General features: G+C 46.0%; 17 protein-coding genes. 13 read left to right on the forward strand and 4 right to left on the reverse strand.

From position 1 onward, the window contains the following. The first annotated feature begins 8 nt into the window (after positions 1-8). A complete protein-coding gene (locus IEW74_RS00270) occupies positions 9-641 on the forward strand; it encodes a response regulator (protein WP_188659759.1) in 633 nt (210 codons plus the stop codon). Here the strand turns inward: IEW74_RS00270 and IEW74_RS00275 are convergent. Both IEW74_RS00275 and IEW74_RS00280 read right to left on the reverse strand, forming a co-directional pair. Beyond that, positions 631-1026 carry a response regulator gene (locus IEW74_RS00275; protein WP_188659761.1) on the reverse strand — a complete coding sequence of 132 codons (396 nt, stop codon included), beginning with the start codon at positions 1024-1026 and terminating at the stop codon, positions 631-633. The two genes, IEW74_RS00270 and IEW74_RS00275, sit on opposite strands and share 11 nt — an antisense overlap. 6 nt (positions 1027-1032) lie before the next feature. Next, positions 1033-2979, reverse strand: a complete 1947-nt coding sequence (locus IEW74_RS00280) for a PAS domain-containing sensor histidine kinase (protein ID WP_188659764.1) — start codon at positions 2977-2979, stop codon at positions 1033-1035. 98 nt (positions 2980-3077) lie between these two features. Between IEW74_RS00280 and IEW74_RS00285 the strand changes: the two genes are divergently transcribed. The 12 genes from IEW74_RS00285 to IEW74_RS00340 all read left to right on the forward strand — a co-directional run bounded on the left by IEW74_RS00285 (position 3078) and on the right by IEW74_RS00340 (position 16828). Next, the gene (locus IEW74_RS00285; RefSeq protein WP_188659767.1) at positions 3078-6113 is read left to right on the forward strand and encodes an EAL domain-containing protein; all 3036 of its coding nucleotides are present in this window, start codon (positions 3078-3080) and stop codon (positions 6111-6113) included. 87 nt (positions 6114-6200) lie between these two features. After that, positions 6201-7295, forward strand: a complete 1095-nt coding sequence (locus IEW74_RS00290) for an ATP-binding protein (protein ID WP_188659770.1) — start codon at positions 6201-6203, stop codon at positions 7293-7295. Between the two features lie 140 nt (positions 7296-7435). Next, positions 7436-8467, forward strand: coding sequence for a PstS family phosphate ABC transporter substrate-binding protein (locus IEW74_RS00295; protein WP_188659773.1), 1032 nt, complete (start codon positions 7436-7438; stop codon positions 8465-8467). A gap of 85 nt (positions 8468-8552) precedes the next feature. Continuing rightward, entirely contained in the window at positions 8553-9935 is a 1383-nt protein-coding gene (gene pstC / locus IEW74_RS00300; protein WP_188659776.1) for a phosphate ABC transporter permease subunit PstC, read from the forward strand. Further along, positions 9928-11214: a phosphate ABC transporter permease PstA gene (gene pstA / locus IEW74_RS00305; protein ID WP_188659777.1), complete on the forward strand. Its 1287-nt coding sequence runs from the start codon at positions 9928-9930 to the stop codon at positions 11212-11214. The genes pstC and pstA overlap by 8 nt, the downstream gene beginning before the upstream one ends. Before the next feature lie 17 nt (positions 11215-11231). After that, positions 11232-12092, forward strand: a complete 861-nt coding sequence (gene pstB, locus IEW74_RS00310) for a phosphate ABC transporter ATP-binding protein PstB (RefSeq protein WP_229734179.1) — start codon at positions 11232-11234, stop codon at positions 12090-12092. 15 nt (positions 12093-12107) lie between these two features. Then, a complete protein-coding gene (gene phoU / locus IEW74_RS00315) occupies positions 12108-12818 on the forward strand; it encodes a phosphate signaling complex protein PhoU (protein ID WP_188659780.1) in 711 nt (236 codons plus the stop codon). A 6-nt stretch (positions 12819-12824) separates the two neighbouring features. Then, a complete protein-coding gene (gene phoB / locus IEW74_RS00320) occupies positions 12825-13514 on the forward strand; it encodes a phosphate regulon transcriptional regulator PhoB (protein ID WP_188659783.1) in 690 nt (229 codons plus the stop codon). A gap of 46 nt (positions 13515-13560) precedes the next feature. Continuing rightward, on the forward strand, positions 13561-14418 hold the full coding sequence (locus IEW74_RS00325) for a DMT family transporter (protein ID WP_188659786.1): 858 nt from the start codon (positions 13561-13563) through the stop codon (positions 14416-14418). Next, entirely contained in the window at positions 14418-15206 is a 789-nt protein-coding gene (locus IEW74_RS00330) for a sterol desaturase family protein (protein WP_229734180.1), read from the forward strand. Before IEW74_RS00325 ends, IEW74_RS00330 begins: the two co-directional genes overlap by 1 nt. Then, on the forward strand, positions 15203-15925 hold the full coding sequence (locus tag IEW74_RS00335) for an SAM hydrolase/SAM-dependent halogenase family protein (RefSeq protein WP_188659789.1): 723 nt from the start codon (positions 15203-15205) through the stop codon (positions 15923-15925). Before IEW74_RS00330 ends, IEW74_RS00335 begins: the two co-directional genes overlap by 4 nt. 81 nt (positions 15926-16006) lie before the next feature. Further along, entirely contained in the window at positions 16007-16828 is an 822-nt protein-coding gene (locus IEW74_RS00340) for an MBL fold metallo-hydrolase (RefSeq protein WP_188659793.1), read from the forward strand. 72 nt (positions 16829-16900) lie between these two features. Here IEW74_RS00340 and IEW74_RS00345 read toward each other — a convergent pair whose 3' ends face one another. Both IEW74_RS00345 and IEW74_RS00350 read right to left on the reverse strand, forming a co-directional pair. Further along, positions 16901-17695, reverse strand: coding sequence for an OmpA/MotB family protein (locus IEW74_RS00345; protein WP_188659796.1), 795 nt, complete (start codon positions 17693-17695; stop codon positions 16901-16903). Positions 17696-17719: 24 nt separating this feature from the next. Beyond that, positions 17720-18517 carry a motility protein A gene (locus IEW74_RS00350; RefSeq protein WP_188659800.1) on the reverse strand — a complete coding sequence of 266 codons (798 nt, stop codon included), beginning with the start codon at positions 18515-18517 and terminating at the stop codon, positions 17720-17722. Between the last annotated feature and the right edge of the window lie 96 nt (positions 18518-18613).

An 18613-nucleotide genomic window follows, 5' to 3' on the forward strand; every position in this document is an offset into this window, starting at 1 on the left:
TAGGATAAATGAAATTTTTATTGGCAGACGACCATGGTCTCTTTCGAGAGGGGATCAAGTTGATCTTCAATAAACTGCAACCGGACATTCAAGTTGTTGAGGCAGAAACCCTTCCTGAAACGGAAGCCAAGTTGCGGGCAGGCAATGATTTTGACCTGATTTTGCTTGATTTGAAGATGCCGGGTGTTTCCGGTCTGGATAGTGTGCAAAAGGTTGTGAGCCTTGCCGGTAAACAGCCCGTTGTGGTGATGTCCGGGGCCTATCGCCGTGTGGATGTGCTTACCTGTATTGATAAAGGAGCCTCGGGTTTTATCCCTAAAACGTTGGGCGGGCAGGCCATGATCAATGCGATTAATCTGGTCTTGCACGGTGAAAAATTTATCCCGTCTGTGATCTGTTCGACCGAAGAAGAATTAATCGAAGACGATACCGATTCCCATATTTTTGATGAATTAACAACCCGTGAACGGGAAGTTTTGAAATATCTGGTCGAGGGGCATTCCAATAAAGTGATTGCCAGTATTCTGGAACTTCAAGAAGTCACGGTTCGCGCCCATTTGAAAGGCGTGTTCAGGAAGCTGGGCGTTTCCAGCCGTACCCAAGCTGTTGGTCTGGCTTTGAGAAGCGGTTTTACCGGCTAATTTCTAAAGCCGTTGCGATTGCATCCAGTAATTGCTGCTTATTTACAGGTTTTCGCAAAGTCAGGCAGGCACCGGATTCTATTGCCTGACTGGATAGATTTTGATGTCCAACGCGTGCGCCTCCGGTAAAGGTAATAATCGGGGTTGTGATCCCGTCTGCACGCAACGCCTGAATAAATTCAACGCCGTCCATTTGTGGCATAACCAGATCGGTTAGAATAATGTCGAAGGTGTTCTTTCGGCAGGCTTCCCGTCCTTGTTCACCCGAAGAAACGGCGATTGCCTCAAATTGATTGCGCCTTAAGACCATCGCAACGGCATTGCGTACCAGATCTTCATCATCCACGATTAAAGCTTTAAGGGGGGGCGGGGGCGTATGTGTCACGGGTGGCTATTCCTTTAACAGGGGCAAATAAATACAAATACAGGCACCTATGGTCGGTTCATTGCTGTGACTGGTATAGAGGCACCCCCCATGAGGAATGGCTTCGACAGCGCCGCCGTGATTTTCAACAATTTGGCGGACGACCGAAAGACCCAGCCCGGATCCATCTGTTTGCGTTTTTGTCGTGAAGAAAGGATCAAAGATTTCATTGAGAATATGTTGAGGAATACCGGGGCCCGTGTCGCTGATGCAGAGGGTGACATAGTCGCCTTCCGGGATTTCAAATCGACTGATTAATTCGGAATTCTCATCAACATAGATTTTTCTCATTTCAAAGGTGATGACGCCTTTTTCTTCACCTATGGCTTGTGCGGCATTCATGCCGGTATTCATAATGACCTGATGAATTTGGTCAGGGTCGGCAAAACTGTAATAACTTTCGTGATCACAGATTTCTTCAATTTTTATCGTTTGCGGAATGGAGGAACGTAAAAGCGCGAGGGTTTCTTCCATTTCATGTCGCAGTTCAATGCGTGTCGGTTCGCTTTCTTCCGGTCGTGTGTAGGTCAGAATACGATGAACAAGGCGGCGCGCACGTTCAGCCGCCTGATGAATATTTCGTAAATTGCCATGAAGGAAAGGATCATCCTGTGCGTCTTCCATCAACATTTCGCTGACCAGAAGAATAGGGGAAAGCAGGTTATTAAAATCATGCGCGAGGCTGCCGGCAACTTGACCCAGCAATTCTTGTTTTTGTGCCTGAAATAATTGTTTTTGCAGTTCCAGCCGATCTTCTTCACTGGAACGCACATTGGTCAGATCATAGGCGGTTACAATAAATTGAACCTGCCCCTGATCCTTGTAACGGGCCACATTAAAACCGGTTGGCAGAAGTCTTCCATCTGCAGTCTGCAAGTTGCCTTCCATATGGATTGAGGATCGTGTGTTGGCTTCCATGAGGATTTCGGTCGGGCTGATCTCCATATCGAAATCGGTTATGTCGCGAAAATTACTTTGCAGCAGGACTGAGCGTTTCAATCCTGTGCTTTCACAAAGCTTGGGATTGACGGCAAGAATATTACCATCGGATGTTAATAACATAATCCCTTCGCGGGCTTCATCAACAAGGCTGCGGTAACGTTGTTCGCTGCGGATCAGGGCATTTTGGGCCTGTTGCTGGGCCGTAATGTCACGCATGATGACCACAAGCATCTGCTGAGAGCCGATTTCGATTGAACGTCCCGAAATTTCAACAGGTGTTCTTTTACCTTTTTTGCCGATTATAGTACTGCGTGCAGACTGGTCCTGCCCCCATAGAAACCCCTGATAATATCCCATCATTATATCAAGTTCTTGTTGATCATGGATATCGTCAACACTCAACTGAGAGAGGTTATCCGGTAAAACTTCCAAGAGTTCGGCAGCTTTTGGGTTGCCTTCAATGATATTGCCTTCGTGAGAGAGTAATATGATGGCATCACCTGCACCCGACATAACCCCGCGATATTTTGCAAGCGTTTCGAGCAGAGATTCCCGCTCTTCAAAGTCGGTAGCGACATCCTGCACAAAGCCAATCATTTTATGTGTTTGTGCATCCATTTTCGCCATGAGAAGCACAGGAGTTTCCTGACCTTGTCGGGATAAGGTATGTGTATAAAAACGAAAACTACCGCCTTGCTGAGACAGAGTTTCAAAATGTTTTTGCACCTTTGCCTGATCACTCGGGCGGAAAAGTCCGATTAACGCATTTAAAGAAGGTGGCAGGGTTTGAATATCGAGATTGACAATTTTATATAGATTTTGGGACCACCAAAACTCACCCGTTTCAATATCCCATTCCAACCCGGCAATTTTGGCACAATCTTCGATTTGTTTGCGGCGTGATATTTCTCTATCCAATATATAGGACGTTTTTTCTTTATTTAATATCGCATTATTGTTTGTAGAATTCATTGTTCCCACATATTAATAGAGATTGAATAGTTTATCTGCGAATTATTCTTTGGGGAAGCAGTGTAGCTTATCAATCCGTTTGATAAAAGGGGAACACAATGATTTTCCGGTTTACTCCGGTTGTTTTGTTTTTATTTTTTAGTGCTCTCTTCGGGGTGAGCATTTTGCTGTTACAGGTGTCCTATAAAAGTGCCAAGGAAGCCTTGCAGTTTGAACAGATTGAACAGCTTTCCCGGACGCATGAAATTGCGCAACAATATTTGAATTTTCGATTGAAAGAAGCCCGGCAATCTCTTTTAACGATTGCTTCTGTTTCCAATGATGAGACAATACTTACCTCTTCACCAAATATTTTGAAAAACACAATCCTTGATTACGCCCTTTGGTTTGAATTGGAACAAGGTGGGGTACCTGTCTTAAAGAAAACATTCGGTTCCCCATTTGAAGGGGCACAAACTCTTTTATTTAAAAATGAACATTGGGAAATAGAGCAAACCCCGAAGGGCCCCGCCCTTGTGATTCAAATACATGTTTTTAGCGAAAATGAGAATGAGGACCAGCCGAGCAACCTCATAAAAGGCGGCATATATCTCAAGAATAATTTTTCACTTGTGCATGGCTTGCGTTCGGCCAGCCATGCCTATGCCCATTATATTATTCTGGAGAATACGGTCCTTGTGTCCTCCTTGTCTCTGGAAGAAGGGGTTGAAGAAACGGCAAGGCTGGTTTTGGAACATAAAGATCCGGTCTTTGCAGAACTGGGGGAATTTTTTAGCGGCGATATTTTACCCCTGCGATTGGAAGACGGGCAAAGCGGCTTGTATCTGGTAACGGTATCGACAACACAAGGGAGCCAGAACTGGCAGGAAAGCTTTAAACAAACGATTTTATTCGGGCTGTTTTGTTCGCTGATTATTTGCATTTGTGGAACTTATTTTCTGCATTTCTGGACGCACCATTCCATTCGCAAGCTTTTGGATTATGCAACAGGTGTACGAATGGGTCGTCAGGACATTCGCTATAAGCCGGGCACGATTTATGAATTTAATAGTGTCGGTAAAGTTATCGAGGAGATGGTCGGCGAATTATCTGAGCAGTCAAAATATATTACGGATTTGTTTGAAGCTGGAAATTCTCCCATCATTTCCTGGGATAAAGACGGTACGATTCGTGTCGTGAATAACGCGATGCAACGTATTTTTGATTTGCAATCGGTTGATCAAATTAAAAGTATCGATGATTTCTTTAAATGTTATCCGCATAACGATGCGCGCAAGGCCTGCGAAGATGCCCTTGCGGGCAAAACAACGGCGGCGCTGGAAACAGTTACGAAAAATAATGGGCGTACCTACTATATTGTTTGGAGTGTTACCCCGCTCAGAGATACGCAGGAAAATGTATCCGGTGTGATTTGTATGGGACAGGACGTGACCGAACGCCGTATTGCGGAAGGTAATTTACGGTTATCTTCCACTGTCTTTGATAACACGGCGGAAGGCATTATCATTACCGATCATAATGCAGAAATAATTGATGTTAATACCGCCTTTAGTGAAATTACCGGATTTAGCCGCGAAGAAGTCATCGGACAAAACCCGCGCCTTATGAAATCAGGCCGTCATTCTCCGAAATTTTATGATGAGATGTGGCGCAAACTAAATACCAATGGATTTTGGCAGGGTGAAATTTGGGACCGGCGCAAAAATGGCGAGGAATTCCCCAAATGGCTATCCATTAATGCCTGTCGGAATGAAAAGGGGAAATTGACGCATTATGTTGCTGTTTTTTCCGATATTACGGATAAAAAAGCAGATGAAGAAAAATTGGAGCAACTGGCCCATTTTGATCATTTGACAGGCTTACCAAACCGCATTCTTTTTCAGGATCGATTGCACACGGCGCTGGCACGTTCGCGTCGTGAAAAAGCCCATCTTGCCGTTTTGTTTGTCGATCTAGATCGTTTTAAACAAATCAATGACACTTTAGGCCATCGCGTTGGGGATTTACTTCTGAAAGAAGTGTCAAAACGTCTGTTATTTAGTATTCGTGAAATTGATACGGTGGCCCGTCTGTCGGGTGATGAGTTTACGGTGATTTTGACCGATATATCGTCGATTGAAGCCGTGGAACTGATCGCCTCTCGTATCGTTAAATCATTGGGGGCACCGTATTTCTTTGAAGGACACGAACTTTTTGTGTCTGCCAGTGTCGGTATTGCGATTTATCCCACCGATGGTGAAAACAGCGTGGATTTATTACGTCACGCCGATGTTGCGATGTATCACGCAAAAGAAAAGGGGCGCAATAATTATCAATTCTTCAATGCGGCCATGAACGAAAAGGCGCAATCCCAATTGTCTTTGGCAAATAAATTACGTGTTGCGCTTAATCGAAAGATTATTCATCCCCACTACCAATTGAAAGTGGATACGCAGCTCGGAAAACCAGTCGGTCTGGAAGCGTTGGCCCGGTGGAATGATGAAAGAGGAAAACCCATTTCCCCCGTTCATTTCATTCCCGTGGCCGAAGAACATGGCTTAATCGCAAGATTGGGGAAATCCGTTCTTAATCAGGTCTGCATTCAAATCAGAATGTGGCAGGATATGGATGTTGAATTTGGAAGTGTTGCCGTCAACCTATCTGCGCAACAGTTTCGGGACGCCAATCTGCTGAATGATATCAAAGAAGCGATTGAAGACAACCGGATTGATCCAACGTCACTTGAAGTTGAAGTGACGGAAAATATGGTTATGGATGATGTGGAAGATGCTATTCGCATTTTAAATGACATCAAGGAGATGGGCCTTAAAATCGCCATTGATGATTTTGGAACCGGGTATTCTTCGCTCAGTTATTTGAAACGTTTCCCTGTGGATACATTAAAAATTGATCGAACGTTTATTCGGGATTTGAGCATTGACAACGACGATGCCGCCATTGTTTCAGCGATTGTATCAATGGCACAAAAACTGGAAATAAACGTTGTCGCAGAAGGTGTCGAAACACAGGAGCAAGTCGAATTTTTGCGATCAATTAACTGTAATGTGGTGCAAGGATTCCTATATGCAAAACCATGTGCAGGCGGGGAAGTCCCGCTTGTGTGGCATCGCATGATTGAGGAATTCGAAGAATAAAGCACGCACCGTCACAAAAATGTAATAAGAATTACATATATTACGGTGCATTCATTTATTTTTGCTCAGTTATCACACGAGGATATTGTGCTTTTTCGTAAAAAAAAGCCGGTTGTACAGGCTCGGCTACCCGAAATTGAAGAAAGAAAGCGCGTTGATGAAACGGCTGCTATTTTAGCATCGCTGGCAGAACCCATTATTGTTCTGGACCGCGAACGTGTTGTTAAATATGCCAACAAAGCCGCAATGGATTTATTCGGTCGTGTTTTAATCGGGCGTAATATTGTGCAATGTTTACGTCAACCTCATGTGGTGGAGGCGGTCGAACATGTTTTCAATCACAAAAAAACATGGGTCGGGGATGCTAAATTCCCGGCACCGGTGGAACGCCATTTAAGTTTGCATGTGGCCTTGTTTGGCGATGGGGACGGGGTGACGATTACGGTGCACGATACCACGTTGGAAAAACGTACAGAAGAAATGCATTCTGATTTTGTCGCCAATGTCAGCCATGAGTTGCGTTCTCCCTTATCCGCGTTGTTGGGGTTTATCGAAACGCTGCAAGGTCCGGCGCAAGATGACAAAGAGGCCCGCGTACGCTTTCTGGACATTATGATACAAGAAGCCAACCGCATGGCGCGTCTGATTGACGACTTACTCTCCTTATCACGCGTGCAGATACAGGAACACGTTGTGCCTGCGGAAGCTGTCAATCTGACGCTGATTTTGCAAAATATTGTGGATATTCTCAGCCTGAAGGCCGAGGCACGCGATATGCCGCTGATTTTAAATGCGGTGGATCGTGCGTATTGGGTTACAGGTGATTCTGACCAGATCACGCAAGTTTTTCAAAATCTTATTGATAACGCGATAAAATATGGTCGTTCGGGGACACCGGTTGAAATTACCTGTAATTTTCTGGACCGAATGCCGGACCGTGCCGTTCCCGGCATCGCTGTCAAAATCAAAGATCACGGCGAAGGGATTGAAGAAGAACATCTACCCCGTTTGACCGAGCGTTTCTATCGTATCGATAAGGCGCGGTCCCGAACATTGGGGGGGACTGGATTGGGACTCGCAATTGTGAAACACATCATCATGCGCCACCGTGGGCGCCTGAATGTGGAAAGCAAGATCGGTTTCGGGTCCACCTTTACAGTTATATTGCCGCAAAAAGTCTGAAAATTTCGCAGTGTCACAAAAGCGTAATGTTAACGTAATAAAATCGTATCCAAGTAAAAATACTGTGGGATCACTGATGTAAACGAAAAAGCGTTTACAAACTGAATCTCAGTTCACTTACTTTGTTTGGAGAATTCCTTATGTCACTTAAGAAGACTCTTGCTGTCGCAGCTTTAGCTTCTGTTGTTGCCGCTGGCGCTGCTGAAGCACGCGATCAAATTCGTATCGTTGGTTCTTCTACTGTTTATCCGTTTGCAACAGCTGTTGCGGAAACATTCGGTAAAACAACAAATTTTAAAACACCGATTATCGAGTCAACCGGTTCTGGCGGTGGTTTCAAATTGTTCTGCGCCGGTGTTGGTGAAGAACATGCGGATATCACAAACGCGTCTCGCGCTGTGAAAAAATCCGAAATTGAACGTTGTGCGGAAAACGGTGTTAAAGAAATTACCGAAGTTAAAGTTGGCTACGATGGTATCGTGATGGCAAACTCCAAAAGCGGTAAGCGCATGGAAATTACCCGCAAGCAGATCTTCCTGGCTTTGGCCAAGGATGTTCCGAACGCGGAAGGCAAACTGGTAGCCAACCCGTATCAAAAATGGTCCGATATTGATCCGTCTTTGCCTGATTTCAAAATCGAAGTTCTCGGCCCGCCGCCGACCTCTGGTACACGTGACGCGTTTGCCGAGCTGGCGCTTGAAGGTGGTTGTAAACAATTCCCGGATATTAAAGCACTGAAAAAGTCCGACAAAAAGAAATACAAAGCTGTATGTCATTCTGTTCGTGAAGACGGCGCTTACATTGATGCCGGTGAAAACGACAACCTGATCATCCAGAAATTGAACGCAAATCCTGATGCATTCGGTGTATTTGGTTTCTCCTTCCTTGATCAAAACTCCGATACTGTTCAGGGTTCTTTGATCGATGGTAAAGAGCCGCTGTTTGAAGCGATTGCTGATGGTTCTTATCCGGTTTCACGTCCGTTGTTCTTCTACGTCAAGAATGCACATATCGGTTCTGTACCGGGCATTCTGGAATATCTGGCTGAATTCACCAACGACAAAGCCTGGGGTGATGAAGGTTACCTGACAGACAAAGGTTTGATCCCGATGCCGACTGAAGAACGCGCGAAATATAAAGCCGCCGTTCAAGCACTGGGTGCTGGCAGCTAATCTACCGTTTCTTGTGAAAGGCGGCGGTGTTTGAACGTCGCCTTTCCTTTTTCTGTTCATTTTAATTGATTGTGATCGCTGAGATATGCAAACCACGATTTTTACATTTACCGTTCTGCTTCTGGCTTTAATCGGCTTCTATATGGGACGTGCGCGTGCGGTTTCTTCCGTTGGGGGGGATATCCGTCAGTTGCATTCTTTGCCACGCCATTATGGATATTACGTCTCTTTATGGTGCGGACTCCCGACATTATTTTTATTTATTCTTTGGTTTATTTTTGAACCGCAGATTATTAACAGTCTGGTTCTCCATAATGTCACGGCTATCAATGACGAGACATCAAGCGCGATGGTCGCCCGTATCCTTAGTGATATTAAATTCATCGCTGCAAACGGAACCAACGTTAAATCTGCTACACCGGAAATGATTGCCGCAGCCGACCATTACCTTGAACTGAAAAAGATTGGCATTGCCTGTCTGGGTGTGGCCGTTCTGGCCTTTGCGATTGTCGGTTTGGTGATCGGCAATAAAAATATCGGTGAAAAACTCAAGGCGCGTGATCAGGTTGAAAAAGCCATTCGGGTTTTACTGCTGGCCAGTTCCATTGTTGCGATTCTGACGACCATCGGGATTGTGTCTTCCTTGTTATTTGAAGCCATTCGTTTCTTTGGAAAAGTTCCCTTAAGCGAGTTTCTGTTCGGATTGGAGTGGAGCCCGCAAATCGCGTTGCGTAAAGATCAGGTGGCAAGCCAAGGGTCCTTTGGTGCCGTTCCGATTTTTGCAGGCACAATGTTGATTTCCTTCATTGCAATGTGTGTGGCTGTTCCGGTTGGTTTGTTATCTGCAATCTATATGTCTGAATATGCAACGCCCAAAGTACGCGGTCTTGGGAAACCTATCCTTGAAATTCTGGCAGGCATACCCACGGTCGTGTATGGCTTCTTTGCCGCCCTCGTCGTTGCGCCGACCATCCGCAATATTGGCGAAGGATGGGGACTCGAAGTGGCTTCTGAAAGCGCATTGGCTGCCGGTCTGGTCATGGGGATTATGATTATCCCGTTCGTTTCCTCTTTGTCCGATGACGTTATCCGTGCGGTACCCCAAGCATTGCGGGATGGCTCTTATGCGTTGGGTGGGACAAAATCAGAAACGGTTTTGCAAGTTATTCTTCCTGCTGCGTTGCCGGGGATTGTTGGCGGTATTATGCTGGCGATTTCTCGGGCGATCGGGGAAACGATGATCGTGGTTATGGCGGCTGGTTTATCCGCGAATTTAACCGCCAACCCGCTGCAAGCTGTTACGACTGCGACGGTGCAGATGGTCACCCTGCTTGTCGGTGACCAGGAATTTGATAGTCCCAAAACATTGGCAGCCTTTGCCCTTGGTTTGGTCCTGTTCTGTGTCACCCTCTGTTTGAATGTCATCGCGCTTCGCGTTGTCGCAAAATACCGAGAGAAATATGACTGAGTTAAAAGAATCTATGCAAAAAGCCCATGCGCGTTTGAAAAAACGCCGGGCGGCAGAAAAACGTTTCAAGATGTTTGGTGTTGGCGCTCTCGCATTTGCTTTTCTTTGCGTCCTGATGTTGTTTACCAGCATCATTTCAAATGGCTACACGGGCTTTAAGCAAAGCTACATTCAGCTTGATGTCGTGATGGATGAGACGGTCGTCGACCCGGATGGTTCGCGTGATCCGGCAAAGATGATGTTTTCGAATTATAATGCCTTGGTAAAAACGGCATTGAAAACCAAATTCCCGGATGTGACCAACCGCCGCGACAAACGCAAGCTCTATGGTTTGATCAGTTCAAGTGCAGGTTATGACCTTCGCGATATGGTTTTGGATGATCCCTCGATTATTGGGACGACACAAACTGTTTGGGTGATGGCTTCTGATGAGGTTGATATGCTGATCAAAGGTGTTTTTGATCGCACACAGCCCGAAAGTACGCGCCCGATCACCAATGATGAAATTGCATGGGTCGAAACTCTGGAAAAAGAAAATCGTGTTGAAAAACGTTTCAATACCAACTTCTTTACCGCAGGCGATTCCCGTGAACCGGAACAAGCCGGTATCCAAGGCGCACTTGTCGGCTCAGCCCTGACTATGCTGGTCACGTTGGCCCTGTCCTTCCCTTTGGGGGTTATGGCGGCGATTTACCTTGAAGAATTTGCACCGAAAAACAAGTTTACCTACCTTGTTGAAGTGAACATCAATAATTTGGCGGCTGTTCCCTCGATTGTATTTGGTTTGTTGGGTCTTGCCATTTTCCTGAACCTGTTTGGTATGCCACGTTCGGCACCTGTGGCAGGTGGTATGGTTCTGGCCTTGATGACCTTGCCGACCATCATTATCGCCGCACGTGCGGCCCTCAAATCCATTCCACCGTCCATTATGGAAGCGGCGATTGGGGTTGGGGCCTCTAAAATGCAAGCGGTCTTTCATCATCAACTGCCTTTGGCCTTGCCGGGTATTCTGACAGGTACGATTATTGGTATGGCGCAGGCCTTGGGTGAAACCGCCCCCTTGCTGATGATTGGTATGGTTGCCTTTATCGCCGATGTGCCAAGTACACCGTTTGATCCGGCAACCGTCTTGCCTGTACAGGTTTATTTGTGGGCCGATAGCCCCGAACGAGCCTTTGTTGAAAAAACTTCCGCCGCAATCATGGTCCTGTTGGGCTTCTTGATTACAATGAATGCTTTGGCCGTCCTCTTGCGTAAAAAGTTGGAACGACGTTGGTAAAAATGGAAATGAAAGCTATGAAACCAATGACAAAAGATAATGCAGTTGATATTGAGAAGGAACTCAATCTCAGCAATGGAAATGTCTCGAAAGGTGTCAATTCCGTGAAACTGTCGCAAGACGAAGTCAAAATCTCCGCCAAGGATGTGCGCGTCAAGTATGGCGAAAAGGAAGCCTTGTTCGGTATTAACCTTGATATGCCAAAGGGTAAGGTAACTTCCTTCATCGGTCCGTCCGGTTGTGGTAAGTCAACGTTTCTGCGTTGCTTAAACCGTATGAACGACACAATTGATGGCTGTTCCGTCACAGGCCAAATCATCGTTGATGAGGTGGATATCCTTTCAAAACAAGTAGATACTGTTTTGTTGCGGGCCAAAATAGGCATGGTTTTCCAGAAACCGAACCCGTTCCCCAAATCGATTTATGATAACGTGGCCTACGGTCCGCGCCTTCATGGCTTGGCAACCGACAAAAACGAACTGGACGAGATCGTTGAAATCAGCCTTGAGAAAGTCGGTTTGTTAAAAGAGGTCAAAGATCGTTTGTTAGAACCGGGAACAGGTTTATCCGGTGGGCAACAGCAACGTTTGTGTATTGCACGTGCCATTGCCGTTGATCCTGAAATCCTGTTGATGGACGAACCCTGTTCAGCCCTTGATCCGATTGCAACCGCAAAAATTGAGGAATTGATTGATGAGTTGCGCGGATCTTACACGATCGTAATTGTGACACACTCCATGCAGCAAGCGGCGCGTGTGTCCCAGCAAACAGCCTTTTTCCACCTTGGTAATCTGGTGGAATATGGCGAAACTGAAAAAATCTTCACTTCACCGGTTGATGAGCGCACTAAAGGCTATATCACAGGGCGTTTCGGCTAAGGCGAGTATAAAAAAATGAATAACGTAGAACATACTGTAAAATCCTACGACAGCGAATTAACCAAACTGGACAATGCGATTGCCCGCATGGGCGGTATGGCGGAGTCTCTTCTGGGTCAAGCATCCGAAGCGTTGGTCAAACGTGATACAGCATTGGCCGCAGATGTCATTCACGATGATCTGAAAGTGGATGAGTTGGAAACAGAAATCAATGCCGAGGCAACCCGCATTTTGGCCTTGCGTCAACCGGTTGCCGATGACCTGCGCACGGTTATTTCTGCCCTGAAAACATCTTCAGATCTGGAACGTATTGGTGATTTGTCTAAAAACATCGCCAAACGAACCATTACATTGTCCAGTGGAACGCCGATCGGGGCGGTTCATACAATTGCGCGGATGGCCTCTTTGGTTCAGTCTATGGTGCATAATGTTCTGGATGCCTATCTGGAACGTGACGAGCGTAAAGCTCTGGATATCCGCCAGCAAGACGAAGTCGTTGATCAACTGCACACCAGCCTGTTTCGCGAACTTCTGACCTATATGATGGAAGACCCGCGCAATATCACATCCTGTACACATTTGTTGTTTATCGCGAAAAATGTGGAACGTGCAGGCGACCATGCAACCAATATTGCAGAAAATGTTTATTTCCTTGTGACGGGAACGCACCCGGAAGACGAGCGCCGCAAGGATGATGAAACCAGCTTTACCGGTCTTGAAGGATAAAAGACGATGGAACCACTTGTTTTAATCGTTGAAGACGAACCGCCTTTGGCAGAGTTGGTCCGTTATAATATTGAAAAAGAAGGCTTTCGCACCCTTTGTGTCGGTGATGGCGAAGAAGCCATGTTGCTGGTTGAGGAAGAAGAACCCGATCTGGTTATTCTGGATTGGATGCTGCCGGGATTAAGCGGCATTGAAGTGTGCCGCCGTTTGCGCGAACGCAAAAGCACAAAATCTTTGCCGATCATCATGTTGACAGCACGCGGTGAAGAAAGCGACCGTATTCGTGGTCTGGATAGCGGGGCAGATGATTATATCGTGAAACCGTTTTCCCCGAATGAGTTACTGGCCCGTGCAAAGGCGGTCTTACGCCGATCCAGCCCGGCCTTGGCGCAGGATAAATTGAGCTATGAAGATATCTCAATGGACTTGACGGAACATAAAGTTTTGCGCGATGAAATACCTGTTCACCTTGGCCCGACAGAATATCGCTTACTGCGTGTTCTGATGGAACGACCGGGTCGTGTATTTTCACGTGAACAGTTGTTGGACAAGGTCTGGGGACGTGACATTCATGTGGAAGTCCGTACCGTTGATGTTCATATCCGGCGCTTGCGCAAAGCGCTGAGCATTAATGACCGCCCTGATTTTATTCGGACCGTTCGGGCCGCAGGTTATTCATTAGACTCAACCGTTTAAAACGTGCCATAGTCTGCGTCTTATTTGCAGGCTAGGGATAGATAAAATGAACCTCCGTGATACATTGCAGGCGTTATGCGTTGTGATTATCTGGGGGTTTAATTTTGCCGCCATCAAAGTCACGGTCGGTGAAATCCCGCCTTTAACCCTGACCATTATACGTTTTGGCATAACGGCGATTTTATTGTTGCCGTTTTTTCGACTGTCTTTCGTTCAATTAAAGCAGGTTGTTCCTGTCGCCCTTGTTCTTGGTGTCGGGCATTTTGGCTTGTTCTTTGTCGGTTTTCGCGGGGCAGATGCCGCAACGGTCGCCTTGTTATTGCAACTGGGTGTTCCTTTCAGTTGCATTTTAGCCGCAATCTTTTTTAAGGATAAGCTTGGTCCAAAACGAATAGCGGGTCTGACAATGGCCTTTGTCGGGGCTGCTTTTCTAGCGGGGGAGCCACAAGGCGGAACGGTCCTAAGTGTGGTATCTGTTATTGCTTGTGCCTTCTGTTGGGCATGGGCGAATATCCTTATTAAAAAACTGAAAGGTATCGCACCCTTGGCGATTATGGGGTGGATGAGCTTGCTTGCGATCCCTGTTCTTGGTCTTATGTCCTGGTTTTGGGAAGAAAACCAAATTCAGGCTGTGCAAGAGGCCTCAATTGTCGCATGGATGCTGCTGTCCTATACGATCATTGGTTCTTCCATTTTTGCCTATCACCTTTGGTATCGCCTCATTGATCGTCTGGATGTAAATCAGGTTGTTCCCTTTACCTTGATCGCCCCGGTGATCGGTGTGGGGGCCGGCGTGGTTCTTTTGGGGGAAAGCTTTACTATATATAAGCTGTTGGGTGGTCTGATGACGATCACGGGGGTTGCAATTATTCAGTTCCGACAAATGAGAAGGCATAAGATATAATGCAGTTCATTTTGGAAAATGAAGGGGTGATACGGCTTTCGGTTTTTGCAGGGGTGTTTTGCCTTATGGCGGTTTTGGAAACGGTTCGCCCACGTAGAAAACGGTCTTTTGCCCGTCAAAAACGCTGGTTTTCCAATTTTGCAAATCTGGCTATCGGTGCAGTTTGCGCACGCCTAATCCTGCCTTGGGTTCCGGTAAGTGTTGCGTTCTACGCTCAACAAAACCCGGTCTTGTTTGAACCGGTTCTTCCCGTTGTTGTCGGTATCCTTCTTTTGGATTTTTGTATTTATCTACAACATGTCGCCATGCATAAAATCCCCGTGTTATGGCGCTTACATCGTTTGCATCATGCCGATCTGGATTATGATGTGACTACGGGCATTCGGTTTCATCCCATTGAAATTATTTTATCCTTGTTATTTAAAATGGCAATAATTTTGATCTTTGCCATAGACCCCTTATCGGTGATCCTTTTTGAAGTTATCTTAAATGCAATGGCGATGTTTAATCATGCGAATTTCAAATTGCCTTTAAAATTGGACGCTGTTTTACGATTGTTTATCGTGACACCTGATTTTCACCGGGTTCACCATTCTTCCATACAGGCTGAGACAAACAGCAATTACGGTTTTAATATCAGTTTGTGGGACCGTTTGTGCCGGACCTATACCGCGCAGCCGCAAGACGGACATGAAACCATGCAAATCGGTCTGGAATATTTTCGGGATCCTGCCCAATTGCGTTTAGGAAAAATGATTATTCAACCTTTTTGTAAAAAAGAACCATGATTGTTACCTTTACTGATTTTGGTATTACTGGCCCTTATATGGGTCAAATGAAAGCCCGTTTACTGCAATATGCCCCATGCGAACCAATCATTGATTTAATGGTCGATGTTCCCGCTTTCCAAATCGCATATGGCGCAAAATTGCTTGCGGGCCTTGTTGAAAATATGCCGGAAGAGGCGGTTTATCTATGTGTTGTTGATCCCGGAGTAGGGGGGCAACGCAAACCCATTTGCCTGCAATGTGATGGAGGTTGGTTTGTTGGTCCCGACAATGGCCTGTTTCAATATGTAATTCAATCAAATGAGAATGTGCAGGCTTTTGAAATTCTGTGGCGAGGCGAGACGCTTTCAAAGTCATTTCATGGGCGCGATCTTTTTGCGCCGGTTGCTGGAATGCTGGCACAGAATATAGATTTTGATAAAGCCGCTGTGCCGGTTGACGATCTTGTGACTTTATCGGCAACAGTGTCGGGGGAAGTTATCTATATTGATGGTTATGGCAATTGTTGGACGGATATTCGTCATAATGACATCACAATATCTGAACCCTTAATGATCGGTACGCAGACATTAAAATATGCAGATGTGTTTTGTGACACAGAAGAAGGGCATGCCTTTTGGTACTTTAATTCATCAGGTTTTGTTGAAATCGCGGTTAATCAAGGAAATGCGGCGCAAATTTTAGGTCTGGTGCTTGGAAGTCAGATAAAGAGAAACTAAGTAAGAATGAGAATATTTCACTTTTGTTTAAAGATTTTCACTTTATCATCTAAATGTTGAAATAAAATGAGCCAAAGAACGATGTCTTTCGCAGTCAAATTTTGGGGCGTACGTGGATCGATTGCTTGTCCGTCACCGGAACATATCGAATATGGTGGCAATACAAGCTGCATTGAAGTCTGTGCGGGGGAATATCGTTTTATTCTGGATGCAGGCACGGGCATTCGCTGTTTGGGGCAAGAATTCCTGAAATCAGGCATTAAGGAAGCGCACCTTCTTCTGACACATACCCACTGGGATCATATTAACGGTTTTCCGTTTTTTGCCCCGGCTTATGTACCGGGAAACAGTTTTCATGTTATGGCTGGACATTTGATGGATGTAGGCGGTATTCGCCAAGTTCTTGCCAGCCAAATGGCAAACCCGACATTTCCTGTGCCTTTGGAAGTTATGCAAGCGAATTTGACATTCGAAGATTTTCGCGCCGGCGATAGTTTTATGTTGAATGACCAAATTAAAATTGTGACGGCACCTCTACATCATCCAAACGGTGCAACAGGTTACCGTATTGAATTTGATGGAAAATCTGTTTGTTATGTGACGGATACAGAACATATTATCGGCAAGCCGGATCAAAATATTTTAAAGCTGATCGAAGGCGCCGATCTTGTTATTTATGACAGCACCTACAGTGATGAAACGTTTGAAAGCAAGATAGGGTGGGGGCATTCCACCTGGCAGGAAGGTATTCGATTATGTCGTGCTGCACAGGTGAAAAAACTGGCTATTTTCCACCATGACCCCGAACATACCGACGATATCATGCATGAGGTTGAGGAAGCTGCAAAGGCGGAATGGTCATCTTGTTTTGTCGCAAAAGAACGCATGGTTGTTGAGGTTTAGATAGATCTTAGCCCCATAAAAAAAGCCTCTGACCCAATTGGATTAGAGGCTTTTTTTATAGTCCGTTATTTCTTATTGGTTTTGTGTTGCCGGGGTATTAGAGGGCGTTTCGGCTGGGGCTGCGGGTTGCTCGCCTGTTGGCTCTGCTTCTGTGCCTTCACGGGCAATAGAGGTAACGGGAACATATTTGGGTGGTGAGTATTCAAATGGTTTTTGATGAATACGCATAACAACACGGCGGTTTTTTGCTTTATTTTCCGCAATTGGTGTACCGTCTTCCATCCGGTTTGGGGCTTTGGGACGGGTGGAGGCATAAGATAAGACACGCATGCGATCAATCTTGGTCCCATTTTCATTCATAACCCGTAACACAGATGCAGCCCGTGCCGCCCCAAGTTCCCAGTTGGATGGGAATTGAACGGTACTGATCGGGTCGTCATCTGTGTGACCTTCCAGATCGAGATTAAACATTTCATATTGCGGGGCGTTTACCAGTTCGGCAACGGCTGTCAGAACAGGGTAGGCAGCCTCCACGATTTGCGCTGTACCGGGAAGGAAAAAGGTGGAACTATCAAATTCCAGCACAATCCCGCTATCATCAACGCCGAGTTTTAGAACCTTGCCATCGGTCAATTCCTGAACAACTTCGGCAGCATCTTCCTTGAAATCCTTAATCGGGGCTTTGCGTTCCTTTTTATTGACCTGTTCGTTGATCCCTTCGGCAACCTGTTCATAAAGGGCGAGGTCAACTTTGGACACAGCAACCATAAGAACGAAAAATGCCATCAGCAGGGTAATCGCATCCGCATATGTGGCAAGCCAGGACTCGTCGGCTGGTTCTTCTTGTGGTGGTGGTGGAGGTGCCATCTCGGTTCCCTCAGTTCAATGAAATTATTTTCGCATCATCTTATCAAGATTGTAATGAATAGCCGGATCAAGAAAGCTGTTCATACGGTCTTGAATATAACGCGGGCTTTTTCTGTCCGCGAGCAAACACAACCCTTCCGCGACAAGGTAGTTTCTAAAACGTACAATTTCCTCACGCTGCTGAATTTTATTGGCCGCAGGAAGGAAAATCATGCGGGCAAAGATCACACCATAAAGTGTGGTCAACAAAGCAACGGCAAGACCCGCACCAAGCTGAGTGGGGTCGCCTCCCATATTATCCAGCATAATGATAAGACCAATCAAGGTCCCGATCATACCGAAAGCGGGGCAGGTTGCGGCGATTTCGCGCAGAATTCTGGCCTGAATGGTGTTACGCACAAAGGTGGTTTCAATTGTATTGGTCAGAATTTCGCGGACTTCCTGTCCGGTATATCCGCTGATCACCATATCCATACCAAAACCAATAAATCGATCCGAACGGGCGGCTTTCTTGGATTCTTGTTCCAAAGCCGGAATGCCGTTTTTCTGAACGGTATAACCCCATTTGATAATACGCCCGACTTCGGCCGTCAAAATGTTACGGGCCACTTTGGGTGCAAAGACCAGTCGACCAATGAGTTTGAGCGCCAGCATGACATAGCGTGGTTCATAAGAGACAAAAGTTGCTGCGAACGTGCCGCCGATGACCATGATGAAACTTGGTAAATCCAGGAACATCAGGAAATTGTCCGTACTGAGCAAAATAGCCCCGACGAAAAGCCCAATCCCCCCAAGGATCCCGATTATTGTTGCAAACGACATTTTTTAGCCTCTGCCCTATTTCGTTTGTTATTCGTATTTAGCCATTCATAGAATAAGCTATTAAACCTCATTTTGGCGTAAAAATCCTAATAGAAT

Source organism: Terasakiella brassicae, from assembly GCF_014641495.1.
Taxonomy (GTDB): Bacteria; Pseudomonadota; Alphaproteobacteria; order Rhodospirillales; family Terasakiellaceae; genus Terasakiella; species Terasakiella brassicae.